This is a genomic window from Rufibacter ruber (genome assembly GCF_014138425.1).
GTDB classification, from domain to species: Bacteria; Bacteroidota; Bacteroidia; order Cytophagales; family Hymenobacteraceae; genus Nibribacter; species Nibribacter ruber_C.
This window is the reverse complement of sequence record NZ_JACJIQ010000001.1, coordinates 476113-492795: the sequence shown is the minus strand read 5'-3', so window position 1 is coordinate 492795 and position 16683 is coordinate 476113. Positions and strand designations below refer to the sequence as shown.

At 49.2% G+C, this 16683-nt stretch carries 10 protein-coding genes and 1 tRNA gene; all 11 read right to left on the bottom strand.

Going from position 1 to position 16683, the window contains the following annotated elements; translation table 11 throughout:
- Window positions 1–22 precede the first annotated feature (22 nt).
- The 11 genes from FHS90_RS01955 to FHS90_RS01905 all read right to left on the bottom strand — a co-directional run bounded on the left by FHS90_RS01955 (window position 23) and on the right by FHS90_RS01905 (window position 16469).
- Window positions 23–955, bottom strand: a complete 933-nt coding sequence (locus FHS90_RS01955; RefSeq protein WP_182511360.1) for a type I CRISPR-associated protein Cas7 — start codon at window positions 953–955, stop codon at window positions 23–25.
- A 25-nt stretch (window positions 956–980) separates the two neighbouring features.
- Window positions 981–2858, bottom strand: coding sequence for a hypothetical protein (locus tag FHS90_RS01950; RefSeq protein ID WP_182511358.1), 1878 nt, complete (start codon window positions 2856–2858; stop codon window positions 981–983).
- Between the two features lie 329 nt (window positions 2859–3187).
- Entirely contained in the window at window positions 3188–3979 is a 792-nt protein-coding gene (gene cas6, locus FHS90_RS01945) for a CRISPR-associated endoribonuclease Cas6 (RefSeq protein ID WP_182511356.1), read from the bottom strand.
- 854 nt (window positions 3980–4833) lie between these two features.
- Window positions 4834–7191: a phosphoenolpyruvate synthase gene (gene ppsA, locus FHS90_RS01940; protein ID WP_220482958.1), complete on the bottom strand. Its 2358-nt coding sequence runs from the start codon at window positions 7189–7191 to the stop codon at window positions 4834–4836.
- A gap of 260 nt (window positions 7192–7451) precedes the next feature.
- A complete protein-coding gene (locus FHS90_RS01935) occupies window positions 7452–8300 on the bottom strand; it encodes a universal stress protein (RefSeq protein WP_066837384.1) in 849 nt (282 codons plus the stop codon).
- A gap of 955 nt (window positions 8301–9255) precedes the next feature.
- Window positions 9256–9783, bottom strand: a complete 528-nt coding sequence (locus FHS90_RS01930; RefSeq protein WP_066834762.1) for an acyl-CoA thioesterase — start codon at window positions 9781–9783, stop codon at window positions 9256–9258.
- Between the two features lie 43 nt (window positions 9784–9826).
- Window positions 9827–10438, bottom strand: a complete 612-nt coding sequence (locus tag FHS90_RS01925) for a TetR/AcrR family transcriptional regulator (protein ID WP_066834764.1) — start codon at window positions 10436–10438, stop codon at window positions 9827–9829.
- A 277-nt stretch (window positions 10439–10715) separates the two neighbouring features.
- A complete protein-coding gene (locus tag FHS90_RS01920; protein ID WP_182511353.1) occupies window positions 10716–13592 on the bottom strand; it encodes a TonB-dependent receptor in 2877 nt (958 codons plus the stop codon).
- A 273-nt stretch (window positions 13593–13865) separates the two neighbouring features.
- Window positions 13866–13936: transfer RNA gene (locus tag FHS90_RS01915), tRNA-Cys, on the bottom strand.
- Window positions 13937–14187: 251 nt separating this feature from the next.
- Window positions 14188–15543 (bottom strand): chromate efflux transporter, encoded by a 1356-nt coding sequence (gene chrA / locus FHS90_RS01910; protein ID WP_182511351.1) that lies wholly within the window; start codon window positions 15541–15543, stop codon window positions 14188–14190.
- 77 nt (window positions 15544–15620) lie between these two features.
- Window positions 15621–16469 (bottom strand): chromate resistance protein ChrB domain-containing protein, encoded by an 849-nt coding sequence (locus FHS90_RS01905; RefSeq protein ID WP_066834770.1) that lies wholly within the window; start codon window positions 16467–16469, stop codon window positions 15621–15623.
- Window positions 16470–16683: the final 214 nt, after the last annotated feature.

The following is a 16683-nucleotide window of genomic DNA, read 5'->3' as shown; positions in this document are numbered from 1 at the left end:
AAGAGCCGGAGTAGCTTGTGTGTTAGCACAACTCCAGTTCTACCGCGTTGGCAGGCGAGTGTAGCACGTTGGTAATGGCTTTGTTATAGTAGAGTTCTACCTTTTCAATCTGGCTTTGCACATGCTCTTTGTTTAACACATCGCTCACTTTGCTCAAATCTATAGCACGGTCAGCGTTTATGCTCACCAGTTCTACAAAAGAAGGCAGCACCAGTTTAGAGTCTTCTTTTAACTGAACCCAAAGCAACAGTTCGTTTTCTGTACCAGCCTTAGCCGCTGAGTCATAAAAGGTAACACCGCAGCAAAGGGCTTCTTTCAGTTTGGTAATATCATCAGCCGTTACGCCATTGCTCCCTACCGCCGCAGCCATATCTTCCAGGTTTCTTGGGTTCACAGACAGGTGATGTACATAGTGGCCCTCCTTTAATTTGAATTGAGTACCTAGCGTGGTCTGCATAGATTCAGCACTCTTTTCATTGGAGTTTCTGAACGGAGAGGAAATTTGCTCTGAATAGATGATGCCTTCCACAAAACGGTTTACCCCGTGTGTGAACTGCACCGTGCCATGTAGGGAAAGATTGGCGCCTTCCTCGGCAAACGTGCCTCCAAACAACCGTACATCAATGCATTTCAGCAGGTTCTCTAGAACTACCTTTCTGGCTTTCACAGCCTCTTTTTTGTCAACCTTAGGAAACTCGCCAAAGTATTTTATATAAGTTTGCTTTAAATCCCTGGGCTGCATCTCAGCGCTTAGACTTTTAAAATAGAAGATTTTCTCTTCGGGGTAATGCTTTGTCATGTAGTTGCGCACGCTGTATTTCAACGTCTTGTCAGTGGCGTAAACTGTACCATCTGGCAACGTACGGGGCTGATGCGAGAAATCAGCATTGTAGTTAGAGTTGATGGATTTAATGATGGCGCAGCCAAATACTCTGTTTTTAAATGAAGTACTCATTATTTATTTTCTTTATAGTTTTAGATTAAGCAATTGATTCCTCTTCTTCTACTTGCACGGCCACTTCCTGGTACTCCTTATCACTGAAGAGCTCATTTTTGGAAAAAATACCTGCCAGCATTGAGGGCATAATATCACGCAGGTTTTTCTTAGTCTCATAATCCATCACCTCAGCAAATGGGTTTCTAAATTTGTTTGAAAACGTCTCATGCTTATATGTATCAAAAAGACGGGCAATGGCTTTATTCAGCTCAGCAGCGTGCACCTGTTGCAAGAAAGGTTCTAACCTTTTATAGCTTCTGTCTGCGGTTCTGCTTTTACTTAGCAGATAGTAAATTACCTGACCTACCGCAAAAGCGTATTGGTCATCGGTTTGAATAGATGCTTCGCCCTTGGCGAGGGCTCTCATAAAAGCTCGGTGCTCTTGTAATTTACTAGCCATTGTTTCTTTTGCTTTGTTTTGGTGGAGGTTAAATTTTTCAGATAGACTGAACCAGATATTTAATTTCTGCCGGATATTTCGTTCATGGGAATGGTGGTTATTCTTGATTTCATCTAGCCGCACATCTTCAAGCACACTGGTCTGTAAAATGTGGTTGAATGTATGCTGCGTGACCGCCTGCCGCTTTGATTTATAAATGAAATCATAAAACGCTTGCCGATAACTCTGCGCAAGCACTAGAATACTTACTGATTTACTCTCTATATCACCAAAGTATCGGTAATAGATACCTGTTTTGGTCTTTTCAACAATTGACTTTCCAAACACCGCATCTATAATTGTGTGTTGTATGTCAAATACATTCTCCAGATTCCTTTTATAATCTATAGAAAACCAATCTCTTATTTCCCAAGCCTCACCTTCTTCATCCTTCAGTTCATATTCAAACTTGGAAATGAAATCAAAGTCTTTGATTTCTCCTTTTCTTTGGTCATAGAAAAGAAGGTAATAATTGCCTAATTCATCTTTATGCTCTTTGTACAATTTCTCAATGATAGCCTGATACCCGATTCTAACCCCATCTTCTGCAGAGGTCTTAAAAACTCTGATTGCTTCATCCTGCAACTCATCTCCAAACACAAAAACAGGAAGGGGATTAGGAAGGGTTTCCTGTTTAAGCAAATCCTTAAATTCTTTCAATTCTTTAGCAGTATTCTTGTTTATTAGCCCTGAGTAATCAAAAGGTGATGTACAATGCTTAAGAAAAGGTTTATCTTCATTAAAACCATTAAAGAAATTACTTACTCCTAACTCTTCACCTTCACCATAGAACCTTTTTTTATTATTAAAGATATAGCTATTCAGGTACTGCGAATAGGCACCATCATAAGTACCAATGGGTAGGTCTAAATACAAAATAACATGTTCTTCTTCCCCCATATCTGCAAATTCAGGTATGGTCAGTAGAAAGTTTTCAAAACTGCTCCAATTAGAAAGATAATTTAATAACGCTTTACGATACTCGTCACTCTTAATATCAGTTATTAATTTCTTAGTATTTGCAAAATATCGCTCAACACGCTCATTAATTTTCCTCTTGTCTTTATCATACTTCGTTCCATCCTTAAGCGATTTTCTCTTTGTTGAAAAACAGTATGGAGAAATTGATAGAATTCCTTTTTCAGGCAAATCAAAACACTTTTGATAATAAGGTTTGATTTCAAAATCTAATGTCCATGATAACTCTTGAAGTATTATACAATGCTTTAAAAAAGGAGAAATGGTTTCTCTTTTCTTTTTAAGATAATACTCATATTCAGCCTTATCATTCTCGACTGTTATCCCCCCTTCTTTACTCTCCTGTATTTTCAGAAGAATGTGCAATCCATCCTTTGGCTTGGCACCTAGGCTCTTGAACTCTGGAGGGAGCTCCTTTACAAATTCTGTAATTTCTTTAATCATTGAATCTACTAATTAATATCTATCATCTAAATCATTTCATCTCTTCCATATTCAACAACCTCCGCCACATCTTCTCTAAGTGGCTCTGGCAAAGCTTCCAAAATATGAGCTACCGTCATGCCAGTGGACAGATAACCTAAAATATTACCTGCCGCGTTATTATCAACCTTCTTATAAAAGATTGACCGCTTCTTTTCCCTGGCTCTTGGTGATTATTAAAGTTGACATGGAGATGAGTGATGAATATGTAATTAATAATATAATTTTTCACCTTTAGATGCAATACCAACACAGGAAATACCTGATTTTTAGTAGAGCCTACTAGATTACTACCCCACCACCTCCACACACCCAAACCCCAAACTATTCTTCTCCCCCAGCCCGGCGGCGTACCCCAGCTGCAGCAATGCCTCTGGGGCCTGCAATTCAAAATCGAAGAGGAAGCCGCGTACTTTGGTTTCCTGCGGTGTATTGGCTTTGATGGTTACTAGTCTGGATTTTGGTTCTGAGAGCACCTTGAATGCGAATTCCCCATCGGGCCGGAGAGGTGGTAAAGGGAAATGTCCATGTGCTGCTGTGTACTTGTTTAGCAAGTTCTGGAGCAACAGGTTCTCATAGCCGTCATCAGCTGGGTGGTGATACAGCGGCATGATTTTACCGTAATGCTCCCGGCTGGAACTCACGCACAACGGTGAGAGTGTCCTAAACCGCAACTGGCTGCCTTCTGCCAGCGTGGGAGTAGGCATGGCCTCAATCTGCTGCACCTCCAAGTCTACCTGGCTTTGCCGGTCACCAAGAGAAAACCGCTGCTGCTGGAACAACCCTTGTATGAAATGCTGCGCAGATTGCTCTAAAGCAAAAGTAAGTTGCAAAGAGAGCGTATCGCCTTGCAGCAAAAGGCGGTCGCCCTGTATCTGGAATTTGGGGAGTTTCAGGTTAGAGAAAGTGAACAGCTTGAACCCTTTGCCGTTGGCCAGGTAGCCTCTGTCATGCAGAAAAGACACGAAGGCAGAGTCTGACCGGTGAATGGTCTTGTAAATCCAAGAGGCCAGTTCATACTGGTAGTTGAGCGGAAGAGTCTGTTTTTGACCTGTTTTCCTGAAAGTAAGGCTAAAACGCATAGAGATAACGCTGTTTCATTCTACTATTATATTTGTTATAAGAGGCTGAACAAAAATAGGTTTATCTTCCTGATTCAAGGAAGCTATTTAGAGCTTGTGTAAATTTGTCTTTTCCGCTGCAAAACGAAATGTAAACAAGCTCTTATACCTTTCCAAGCCCTACTTTCAACTTCACAATTTTTGCCAATTGCATTTCTTTTAACCGCCCCCCTTGAAGGCCCGGGATGATGAGGGCCGGAGAAGAACCGGATTCCATGGGTAATTGAAGATAACGAGAGGCTTCAGGAGTGCAATACCAGCAACCTGCTCTGCACGGGTGAGCGTCCCGGGCCTTCAAAGGGGGGCGAACGGGTAAACTGTCAAAATAGTGATTACTGAAAGCCTCTATCTTTGCAAAGCAGGTTGAAGCCACGGCTTGCAAATATCAGAAACACCCTATACAGGAGGCAATAGGCAAATTACCCCAGTTTTATAAGCTAAAGTTGAGCTGAGAGGGAAAAATACCTTTAACGCTTATCAGAACCTATTTGCAGCGAAAAAGATAATTATAAACACACCCTAACCAGCTTCAAAAATGGCAACCTCACTCAGTCTGCCACCTGTTTTAGGTTTTAAGCTGTTTAGAGTTTTCCCCTTGGTCTCAGGCGCAAGCACTCTGCGGGTGTCCTTAGTTGCATATAACTTCTGTTTTGGGCCTGTTTTTCAGAAAACAGGCCCAAAACATGGTCATCAGCCTACGCTGTAGCCAGATAGAATGAATGATAGGCCGGCTAAATAAAAACTCTAAACAGGTTCTATGTAAAACAGGTGGCAGAGCACTGGAGGGGTGGGCATCAGGGGTTGCGCAGGCACCCTTAGGCCAACACGCGCCCATCTGGCTCTTCCCGCACCTGTTCCGTAAACCTTGATTGCCTGGATTCTTCTGCGGCAAGAATGTTTTCAATGCCTTTGAGCAGGGCATCTGGGTTAAAGGAGATACTGTCAATCCCCTCTTCCACTAAAAAAGAGGCAAATTGGGGGAAGTCACTAGGTGCCTGGCCACAGAGGCCTATTTTGGTGTTCGTTTCCCTGGCGGCCTTAATCACCATTGAAATCATGGCTTTGGGCGCCTCATTGTTTTCGTCAAACAAGTCACTGACAATTGAGGAGTCACGGTCTATGCCCAGGGTGAGTTGGGTCAGGTCATTAGAGCCTATGGAAAAGCCATCAAAGTGTTGGGCAAATTCCCGGGCCAGCAGCACGTTACTGGGAATCTCAGCCATCACGTACACCTCCAGGCCATTGTGCCCCCGCTGCAAACCGTAGTCTGCCATCATCTGCAGTACCTTCTCGCCCTCGGCCACCGTGCGGCAGAACGGGATCATGACCTTCACATTGGTGAGTCCCATGTCATCCCTCACCATTTTCATGGCCCGGCATTCAAGCCCAAACCCTTCACGGTACCGGGAATTGTAATAGCGGGACGCTCCCCTAAAGCCCAGCATAGGGTTTTCCTCCACAGGCTCAAACTCCCTCCCCCCAATCAGGTTGGCATATTCGTTCGTTTTAAAATCGCTCATGCGCACAATCACGTCTTTGGGATAAAAGGCCGCGGCTATGGTGGCTACTGACTGGGCCAGTTTCTCCACAAAATAGTCTTCTTTGTTGCGGTGATGGTGGGTGAGTTGGTCAATGAGGGCTTTGGCGTTCTCATCTTGCAGCTCATGGTACTTTACCAGCGCCATGGGGTGTATCTGAATACTGTCATTGATCACGAACTCAAGCCGCATCAACCCTACCCCATCGTTGGGATAGGCAGCGTATTGAAACGCTTTGTCCGGGTCACCCAAGATGAGCATGGTCTGCGTTTTTGGTTTGGCCAGGTGGCTGAAGTCAAGCTCCTCTTCCTTCCAGGCCAGCTTGCCGGCGTATACCAGCCCATTCTGCCCATCAGCGCAGGAGATGGTGAGCAGCTGCCCATCTTGTAGAACCTCAGTGGCATTTCCTGAGCCCACTACGGCCAGTGCCCCCATTTCACGTGCCACTATGGCGGCGTGGCTGGTTCGGCCTCCTTTGTTGGTGATGATGGCTGATACTTTCTTCAGGATGGGGTCCCAGTCAGGGGTGGTGATGTCGGTGACCAATATCTCGCCGGGCTGGAGTAACGCGGCGTCTTTGGGCGAATCCAGGATTCTGGCCACCCCGCTAATGATGCGTTGCCCAATCCCTTTCCCGCTCACCAGCAAAGGGCCCTTCTCCAGTAGGGTGTAGGTGTGCACTTTCAGGGCGTTCCCTTGTTGGCTGTGAACGGTTTCCGGGCGCGCCTGCACAATGCTGATTTCCCCTGTAACACCGTCTTTGGCCCATTCAATGTCCATGGGTTGGCCGTAATGCTCTTCAATCTTCAGGGCCCAGTTGGCAATCTGGGTAATCTCGGCATTCTCCAGTATATACCTCTCCCGTTGGGCTAAAGGAGTCTCCACGTTCATAATCCGGCGGCCTTCTTGTTCACCAGGGTTTGTATATACCATGGTGTGGGCTTTGCTGCCTAATTTTTTGTTGATGATGGCGTTTTTACCCTCCCGCAGTGTGGGCTTGAACACGCAGAATTCATCTGGGTTCACGGCACCCTGCACAACATTTTCCCCCAGACCCCAGCTGCCGGTTACCAGTACCACCTTCTCAAAACCAGATTCAGGGTCTATGGTGAAACAAACCCCCGCACTGGCGAGGTCCGAGCGCACCATTTTCTGAATTCCTACGGAGAGGTACACCTTTAGGTGTTCAAACCCGTGGTCATGCCGGTACTTGATGGCCCGGTCTGTAAAGAGGGAGGCGTAACACTGCAGGCAGGCAGCCAGAACATCTGCCTCCCCAGACACGTTCAGGTAAGATTCATGTTGGCCCGCAAAACTGGCACTTGGCAGATCCTCTGCCGTGGCGCTACTCCTGACAGCCACCTGTATGGGCAGGTCATATTGGGCGCACAATTTCCCGTAAGAAACCTTAATGGCCTGGACAACCTCTTCAGGAAGGTGGCTTTGTAGAAGTAAGGTGCGAATCTGGTGCCCAATGGCAGGCAGGTTAGAAAACTCCTGTGTATCCAGGTCCTTTAACAGCCCCTCAATCTCCGGGATAAGCCCATTCTCCTCTAAAAATAGCTGGTACGCCCAAGCTGTTGTCGCAAAACCGTCCGGAATGTTGATCTGGAGGCTAGACAGGTGATGGAACATTTCACCCAATGAGGCATTTTCCCGCCCACCACTGGCAGGTGCTGCAGGTTGATTTCAGAGAATGGAAGAGTGTACGTTTTCATGATACATTATTTTGGAGAAGTATAGGCAGTAAAACAGGTCACTCAGCAAAGGCGGCTTTCTTAAGAAGCGCTACCGCCCCTACGTTCTCCAGGGGCACGGCGTGGTTTTGCTGAAAGGAAAACAGCAGGGCAGGGAGAGGTATCTGAGAGCACTGCCGCAGAGGGGTAAGGGAGGGATTAACGCCTGAAATGCACCAGCAGCATGGGCAAATAGGTATGGCAGGCCATTTCCTGGGTGTAGTTTCCTGGCAAAAGGTGCTGCCAGAAACTTCTTGGGTGAAAGCCCAGTACCAGCATGTTGGCATGGTGGTCACGGCAGAACCGGCTGATTCCTTCTTCTACCTGGGCTTCCTCCACTACATGGAGTGAGGCGTTATGGTATGCCAAGCGTTCCCGAATTGCCTCTAACGCACTTTGCGCCTGTTCCCTTTTTTCTGGGGAATCTTTTGTCAAAATGTGCAGGAACATGATTTCCGCCCCAAACAGACCGGCAATTCTGGAGACAAAAGAAACATCACCAAAGGGCTCTCCGGTTAAATCAGTGGCAAACACTATTTTACGGACCGGTTGGAAGGCCGCTTTCACCGGAATGATGAGTACCGGGCAAGCGGCTTCTTTTATTACGTGGGCCGCAAGTGAGTGCTGTACAATTTCCTCCAGGCCCTCTGCCTCTTCATGGCCCATGACAATCAGGTCAGCCCACAATTGCCGGGCGGTTTCCGGAATGGCTTCCCGGGTAACCCCATGGCTCAATTTGATCTGGAAGGGCACCGCCTCCCCCTGTTCTTCGTCTTCAAACACCTTCTTAAGTGACTCCAGCTTGCCCTGCACTGACCGCTCTACCTGCTCGTCTCTCAAGGGCACAGAAGAGGCGCCTGCGTCCAGAGTGGTTTCCAGCACGCTTGGCTCATACAGGTTATAGTAAAGCACTATTTGCGCCTTCATGCGCTGGGCAAGTTCATTGGCATACCTGACCGCATTTACTCCGGCGTCAGAAAAATCAACGGGGCATAAGATAGTTTCCATGATTGCTTTCTTTGATAGGAAATGTGATGCACAAATAAACCAAGGCCTTCTGGTAGCACCTATGATGGGCATCATGCCAAGACATGATCTACATCAGATTTAAAGGTGCAACTGGTTAAGGGCATGTTTAGAGCTTGTTTACATTTTGATTTTGCAAGTGAAAACGGGGAGCGCAAGGTTCTTCTATAGCGTTTTTTGAGCAGCATAGTAGCGCTATGGTGCGACAAAAAGGCGAAGTCAGGTTCTTTAGATACCCGTCTCCAGCGCAAAAGACAAACTTAAACCTGCTCTAAGAACCACCAGAGGCTAACAGCCTTTTACTCAATATAATAAACCCTGTCATTTTACTCTTACCCAGGAGCATATCAAAAACTAAAAAGAATCCCCATTGAACCTGTTGAGAGGTATCAAAGCCGACCACATTTGGCTGGATGGCCTACTGCTGGTGGCAACCCCGGCCCAGTGCATACCACAGGCTCTGGTCATCTGAAAGTTAGGCCAAGGCCGAAGGCACCTTTGAGAAACAGGAAGAATCCCTGTTGCAGCAAATGTCGTTTTCGGCCTGTTTTCCTGAAAACAGGCCGAAAATGACATTTACTGGCTTACCTACTCTTTACCAGCCACTTACGCTGCACTGCTGTCTACAGTTGGGTTCCAAAACACGCGTGCGGAAATTATTAATCCGGAAGAGCAAATGGTGGCAGAAGGGTGGGGAAGGCAAGGTTTACATTCGGCGAAAGGAAAACGAGCACATCTGGGTGCAAGCGGACGCTGGCGCCATGAAAGGCCCAAGAAGGGCTTCAGAAAAATGCCGCTAAACCTGGCATTAGCAGCAACGCAGGGCTATGGCCGCCGCCTGTACTATGCGGCAGGCAAGGCTCTACAAACAAAAGTGCGTTTTCGGCCTGTTTTTAGGAAAACAGGCCGAAAACGCACTTCAATACCAACTGGAAAACTACCCTGCCTTCGGCTGCGCCGAGGCTTTCATCTGCTCGCGCAGCTGCTTCACTCGGTCTTCAAACAGCGCCGGCGTCTCCTCTTTCACCGCCACCTCGTTGAACAGTTCCATCAGTTCGGGCTCATGGCTGGCGCGTTCGTTCTTGCGCACGTCAATGTAGATGAACTTCGTCCAGAGCACCGACTTCAGCCGTTTCTTCTCGGCGTCAAACATAAGGTGTTCCACCAACATACTGGTCTCGGTCACGTGCCGGATGCTGGTCTGGATGGTCACCAATTCCCGCACCTGCGCCGGGTTCAAATACACTATCTGGTTCTGCCCCACCACCCAGGCGCGGCCGGTTTTCCGGAAGAACGCGTGAATGTCAAGCCCATAGGCCGCCTCTACCTGGTCTTCGCGCTCGTTCTGGAAGTAGTTGAGAAATGCGCTGTTGTTCAGATGCCCAAAGGGGTCGCAGTGGTCAAACCGGATGCGGGTCTGGCTTTCCAGCACGGCGGGTTTGGGTGAAGTGGTTTGTTCTTTCATAGTTTCAAAATAGACCAATTGGTTTATGACGGGTTAAAAAATTTTAGAAGCTGCCTAACTCCACCCTCAGCCACTGCTCCAGCTGGTCCAGCACCACCTGCAGCGGCCGTTCTTCATCATACGCCTTCCCCAGCAGAATAGCACCTTCTACCGTGGCAATGAAAAAGGTGGCCAAGGCCTGGGCGTTCGCCTGCGGCCGAAAAACACCTTGCGCCTGTCCCAACTCCAGCAGTTTTCTCACGCCTTTGTGCAGACGGTTGAGCACGTGCACCACGCGCTGGTGCAGGGCGGGCTGGTTGTCATCGGCTTCTACGGCGGTGTTGAGCAACGGGCAGCCACCGGCAATCACGGGGTTGGCCAGGTAAGTGCGGTAGAAGTGCAGCAGCGCCCGCAGCCGCTGCCCGGCATGTTCATACGGCGCCATCACGGCACCCAGTTTGTCAATAAGCAGCTGCGCCGCGTACTCAAAGGCCGCCACGGCCAATTCTTCCTTGCTGGCAAAATGACCATACAAACAGCCCTTGGTCACGCCGGTGGCGGAAATCAAATCCTGGTAAGACGTACCCGCAAACCCTTTCTGGTTAAACAGCACGGCCGCCCGCTCTACAATCAGTTGGCGGGTTTGTTCAGCTTTAGAGGTTGGGGTTTGTTTCATGGCAGCAAAATAAACCAATTGGTTTATTTTATCCAAATCATATTTCCCTGCACGGAACCGCTTTCCTTTCCTGTTTCCGGGCTGTTTTCAGAAAAACAGCCCGGAAACAGGAAAGTGTATGTTCGGTCAAATAAAAGTGCCATACCCCTAAGGAATAGGGTTCTTTTGGATCACGAAGTAGTCACAAGAACTCTTGGTTTAGCCAGTGAAACCGAAGTAATTTTATTTGCCGTTTTCGGGCTATTTTCTGGAAAACAGGCGGAAAACAGGAATTACATTACTTCGCCAGTAAGCCGTCTAAGGTAATGGCCACATAGTATAAACCGCCAATGGTAGGCCCGGCCGCGTACTGAATGTAGCGCTGGTTGAAGAGGTTGGTGCCGCCGGTCTTGAGGGTGATTTTGCTTTCGGGTACGCGGTAGGTCACTTGGGCATCTACAGTGCTGTAAGCCGGCACGGTACCGTTAGCCAACGGACTCTCCCACAGGAAAGAATCCTGCCAGCGCCACACCACATTGAAGCCCAGGTTCTTCACCACCTCACGGTTCCCAAACGACACGTTGGTGATCCAGTTAGGGGTGTTGAAGGCCGTCACGAAGATGTCTTTCTCGGCGTTTGTCTCAATGGCGTTGTAGTTCACGTTCCCAGACAGAGTGAATTTCTCATAGAAGTTGTACGTCACGCCCAACGACGAGCCATAGTTGTTGTACTTGTTCTTGGCATTGGTGTACACACGGTAGCGGGTTTGCTGGGCATTGCGGTTGGCGGCCAGCATGGCAATTACGGCTTCATCGGTGCCCACTTGAACGGTGTTGTTTTTGGGTACACTCACTTCCACCTGACCCAGGAAACCGTCATACACGTTGGTATAGGCATCAATGTCAATGACCAGTTTGCTGTCAAACAACACGCTCTTGTAGCCTACTTCAAACGAGTTGATTTGCTCCGGCCGGGTGGCCGAAAGGCTGGTGATCTGCAGCACGTTCCGGTTCTTCAGCGCGGCGTCATTGGCGGTCATGCCGGCAGTCACGTCTTTGTTCACCGCCGCGTTAAAATCGTTGACTGAAGTGAGCGTGTAGGAGTTATCCAGATAGCCCAGTCCTTCATTAATGTACCCCAAACCGCCCACGCGCCGCACGTTGCCGTTGTTCACGTAAGACACCGCCTCAAACAGCGCCGGGAACCGGAAACCGTTCTGGTAAGAAACCCTAAAATTATGCTGCTCAGACAACGTGTACACGGCGGCAACCCTCGGGTTCAGTTTCGGGTCAAACTCTGGGTTATAGTCCACTCTCAGAGAACCGAAAACTTTCAATTTATCACTGAAGAAAGTCTTAGTCAGCTGCCCAAACGCCCCGAATTTCTTATAGTACACGTTGTTGCCGCCGGGCAGGGTGCGCTCATTGATGGGCCGGGAGAAATCCACGAAGTTGTTGCCGTCCGGGATGACTTCGTACACGCGGGCATCTGCGCCCACTAAAAGATTGGCGAATTTAATGCGGTCTTCAAAATTGTATTGGGCATCTGCGTGGTACAGGCGGCTTTCCTGTTTCAGCCACGCACCACCGGTCTCTGGCCCACCGGCCACCACTTTGCCGTGGTCCCAGTTATTAATGCCCCGGATGGTGTTTTTCAGGGCGTTAAACTGCGGAGTGCCGGGTTCTACCCTGCCCGCATCGGCAGCCTGACGCGCCCGTTGCATGGCCGTCACCAGATCAGTGCCTGCGTTCAGTTGCGTTTGCAGGGCCGCTTTAAATTTAGCACCCCATTCGCTGTTGGAGCCGCCACTGGTAATGTCCAGGTTGTCTACCATGGGCTTCACGTTGTAGGAATCACCCGTGTTCTCCAAAGAGACATAAGACCGGATAAAATAATTAGCGCCTTTGAGCTCTAACCGGTGGTTCTGCACCACCACGTTGTCCAGCTGTATCTTGTTTCCGCGCTGGAAAACACCGTCCATCTTACCTATGCGGTAGCCGTAGGCCAGTTCGGCGTTGTCGCCTAAGCGGTAATGTAAAGCAGCGTCAAATTTCAGGTTGTCTACCCGCGGGCTTACCACGTCTTTCTCCCAATACCCGGTGCGGCGCACCAGAAACGTCTGGTTTTTGCCTTGGTAGTTCACCCCGCTCACGGTCACGGCGTTGTTGTTCTCATCACCGTACTTGTTCCAGGCATCATAAGCAGGATTGTTGGCTCCGGCCAGCTCAGGAAAATTAGGATTGGCGGTGTTCAGCGAGTTCGGGTTTTGGTCTGTGGTGGTGTTGGAGCGCCAGTCGGTGCCGTTCATGTAGCTGGCGTTGATTTTAAAGGCCCATTTGTCATGGAAAGCTTTCGCGTAGCGGAAAGCCAACTCTGACAGAATGCTGGGCTCCGCGTCTTTGCCGTCTACGTGGTTCAGCCCGGTTTTCTGGTACACACTCAGGCCTTGGTACAGGAAAGGGCTTTTGGTAATAAGATTGGCCATGCCGTTGATGGCGTTCATGCCGTACAGCGCCGAGGCCGCGCCCGGGGTTATCTCCACGCTTTCAATATCCAGTTCGGTGGGCCCGATGGCATTGCCCAGCGGTACGCCTAACGTGGCGGCCTGCATGTCTACACCGTCTACCAGCTGCATGAACCTAAAGTTGTTGGGAATGTTGAATCCGCGCGTGTTAGGCACTTTGAAGGTGAGGCTACTGGTGGTCATTTGCACCCCCTTCACGTTTTCCAGCGCGTCATAAAAGCTGGGTGCGGGCGTTTCTTTAATGGCCCTGATGTCCAGTTTCTCAATCGCCACCGGCGATTTCAGGATGCTCTCCTCCACCCGTGACGCTGAGATCACCACTTCTTTGCCCAACAACGTTTGGGTAACCAGGGCGATGTCAAGCCTAGAGCCGGGTTCTTTGATTTCAAATTCCTGAGGCTGGTAGCCTACCAATGAAATCACCAGCGTGAACGGGAATTTTAATCTGGTTTTCAAGCTGAAGTCTCCGTTGGCGTTGGTAGAGGTTCCGGTGACGGTGCCGCGCACAAACACGCTCACGCCCGGCAGCGCTTCTTGGTTGGCCTGGTCGGTGACTCTGCCCGTGATTTCAACCAGGCTGGTTTCCTGCGCGTGCAGGGAAAGGAAAGGAAGCGCGAATAAGATAGAAAAAAGTAAAAATTTGAGGTTCATGATTTTGATGTTGAAAAAAGTAACATTGAAAAGAAGGTTGCTGGCAGATTAGCGGCAACAACAACAGCGGTGACGTCTGGGCAGGCGGCACATTCGTTGGCTTTTCAGGCTTACTTTTAAAACATCTGGTTTCATGGGTATGTATTGATTTGGTATTCTCCGGTAAGGCCGCTTTCCGTTTTGGGCCTGTTTTCTGAAAAACAGCTCCAAAACGCCTTCCCCACGTATTCACTAGCGGCACTTGTGCACCTTCATATCCGGTAAGATGCGCTGCGGTCACGGGCGGACTCGAACCGCCGTAAAAGACTTTGCCGGTCTTTGCCTAGCCACTCAGCCACACGACCTATTCACTTCTAGATTATTCCTTAAGAGCTGGTACAGACTTTATCAGGGTCACCCTACAAGACAAGATAGAAAAAACCTGCACTATTACTCTTAATCTCTATAGAATTAGTAGACAAATAGAATAGTTATTCGTGAGCCTGCCAAACAATTATTAGGAATTTTTAATATTAATTCTTCAATGGATTGAATAACAATTAGTTATTCAAAACAGCATCTTCCCTAAAAAACTAACCATAGGCGATCAGGCAGATTAGGCGAACAGAAAATGATGCAGTAACCCCGCTAATGCACTCACACCAATCCAGGTAATCATACTTATTTTGAAGCGGTACATGGCCAGAAAAGAGATAAGAATCCAGGCCAAGGCGAAGTAGTCCAGCCTCTGGAAAGAAATACCATTGGGGAACAGAACAGCCGTCCCGAAATACACGGTGAGGTTCAGCACCACCCCTACCACCGCAGCCGTGATGACACCTAAAATAGATTTCACGGCTGTGTTACCGCGGGTGCGCTCTATGAACGGGGCACCGGCCAATATAAAGAAGAAACAAGGCAGAAACGTGTAAAAGGTGGTAGTAAACAAACCTACTGCGCCCATCGCCAGGGAGCCGCCGTACTGGTTAAAGCCTGCCATGAAGCCCACAAACGCCAGCACCATAATAAGCGGACCAGGCGTGGTTTCGCCCAGGGCCAGGCCGTCAATCATCTCCATTCTTGACAGCCAGTGGAATTTCTCAACCGTTACCTGCGCCGCATAGGGCAACACGGCATACGCCCCACCAAACGTCACCAAGGCCGCTTTGGTAAAGAAGGCGATCAGGTTCTCCCAGAAAGAATACTGGCTGGTGAGCAGGTAAAACAACGCCAGCGGTACCGCCCAAAGCACCAGGGTAACTGCAAAGCGCAGGAGGCTGCGGCCAAACGTGACGCCCTCCCCCACCACTTCGCTGCCGGCGTGAAGGTAATAGCTTTCTTCGTCCTCGGCCTGTTTTTTGGTGGCTTCTTTTTCCTGCAACAGGGCCGGGAATGCTTTTCTCACCACCAACGCCAACAACACCGCTGCCAGAATGATCAACGGGAACGGCACTTTGAAAAAGTAAATGGCCACAAAACTGGCGGCCGCCAACGCGTAATGGAACCAGCTTTTCAAAGACTTACCCGCAATCTTGATCAACGCCAGCGCCACAATGGCCACCACCGCCGGTTTCAACCCGTAGAACAGCGCCGCCACCCACGGAATAGTCCCGAAGCTCACGTAGACGGCACTCAGCCCCAGTAAAATAAACACACTAGGCAGCACGAAGAAGATACCGGCCACCAACCCGCCCCGTACCCCGTGCATAAGCCAGCCCAGGTACGTGGCCAGTTGCTGCGCCTCTGGCCCGGGTAAAAGCATGCAATAGTTGAGCGCGTGCAGAAACCGGGAATCTGACACCCACCGTTTTTGCTCCACTATGAACGAATGCATGATGGCAATTTGCCCGGCCGGGCCTCCGAAACTGATAAAGCCCAGCTTAAGCCAAAACAGAAAAGCCTCTCTGAAAGAAGGCTTCTCTGGAGCGGTCAATTTGTGGGCAGAGGTGGTCTCAGGTGTCTTGGTTTCCATAGTGGCGTATTAGTCAGTACAAGAATACGGCACCAGCGAAACTGAGGCTAGCACAGAATTTACCTTTTGGATGGGTTTTACTTTTTGCGCAAACTTTTCCGGTAATCAGACGGGCTTTGCCCCAGCTGCTGTTTGAAAATACGGGTAAAATGGCTCTGGTCAGAGAAGCCGGTGAGGTAGGCTATTTCGGCGAGGGTGTAGCCCGAGGTGTGCAGCAGGTTCAGGGCTTTCTCAATGCGCAGTTTCCTGATATATTCGCCGAAGGAAAGATTGTCAAAGTACCTGGAGAATGCTCGGGAGACGTATGCCGGATTCACGTCCAACGCCTCTGCGATTTCCTTCAGGTTCAAAGTGAGGTTGGTGTCAATCTGGTCCTGGATGATCTCTTTGAGGTGCTGCGCCCAGGCCGGTACTTTCTGCGGCGCGTCTTTTTTCTCCTCCAGAAACTGGTGGTAAGCCTGCAGGAAAATCTGTTCAGTAGGGTGCGTGGTGTGTTTCTGTTTCTGCAAATGCTTGGCCCAGCTGTACAGGCCATCATAAATGATCATCCCCTTCTCCAGCAGTTCCTGGTCATCAGAGATATTAAACGCCATGCCATGCGAGATAGCCCATAGCCCCGCCGACTGTGCCGCCAGCGTGTGGTCATCGGTATCGGCACCACGCACAATGAGCGCCAGGGTCTGCAACGCCGGGTCTTGGTGCAGCTGGTGCTTCTCCAGGAAATAATCAAAGGTGCAGCGGTCCTGGTAATGGCTGTATTCCACGCCGGGTATGTCAAACGGAATGGCGTTGCGTTCCTTGGCCTGGTCCAGCACCTGGTTTTCGGGCACGTAAATGATTTCCGCCGTGGCGTCTATGAAGCGTTTGATAAGCCACGGACAGGCCAGGCGGTCAATTTTAGGACGTTCGCGGGTAATCCATTTCATAAGAAAAGAAACTGGTGGGGCACCAGCGAAAGGTACTTAAAATTCATTTCCTATTTTCGGCCTGATTTTCTAAAAACAGGTCAGAAACAGGAAATATTCCTTACGGTCTCCTCCTGATATCTTTCTGTTAAATTAGTAACTCCTGTATAACCACGCAAAGGCGAGTGCGTATAGGTACGCATTCGCTGAAAAGGGCACCCACACTTCCCCATCA

Excerpts from the sequence above, each read along its gene's own strand:
- FHS90_RS01955 (WP_182511360.1), bottom strand. The coding sequence starts at position 955 with ATGAGTACTTCATTTAAAAACAGAGTATTTGGCTGCGCCATCATTAAA.
- FHS90_RS01950 (WP_182511358.1), bottom strand. The coding sequence starts at position 2,858 with ATGATTAAAGAAATTACAGAATTTGTAAAGGAGCTCCCTCCAGAGTTC.
- cas6 (WP_182511356.1), bottom strand. The coding sequence starts at position 3,979 with ATGCGTTTTAGCCTTACTTTCAGGAAAACAGGTCAAAAACAGACTCTT.
- ppsA (WP_220482958.1), bottom strand. The coding sequence starts at position 7,191 with ATGTTCCATCACCTGTCTAGCCTCCAGATCAACATTCCGGACGGTTTT.
- FHS90_RS01935 (WP_066837384.1), bottom strand. The coding sequence starts at position 8,300 with ATGGAAACTATCTTATGCCCCGTTGATTTTTCTGACGCCGGAGTAAAT.
- FHS90_RS01930 (WP_066834762.1), bottom strand. The coding sequence starts at position 9,783 with ATGAAAGAACAAACCACTTCACCCAAACCCGCCGTGCTGGAAAGCCAG.
- FHS90_RS01925 (WP_066834764.1), bottom strand. The coding sequence starts at position 10,438 with ATGAAACAAACCCCAACCTCTAAAGCTGAACAAACCCGCCAACTGATT.
- FHS90_RS01920 (WP_182511353.1), bottom strand. The coding sequence starts at position 13,592 with ATGAACCTCAAATTTTTACTTTTTTCTATCTTATTCGCGCTTCCTTTC.
- chrA (WP_182511351.1), bottom strand. The coding sequence starts at position 15,543 with ATGGAAACCAAGACACCTGAGACCACCTCTGCCCACAAATTGACCGCT.
- FHS90_RS01905 (WP_066834770.1), bottom strand. The coding sequence starts at position 16,469 with ATGAAATGGATTACCCGCGAACGTCCTAAAATTGACCGCCTGGCCTGT.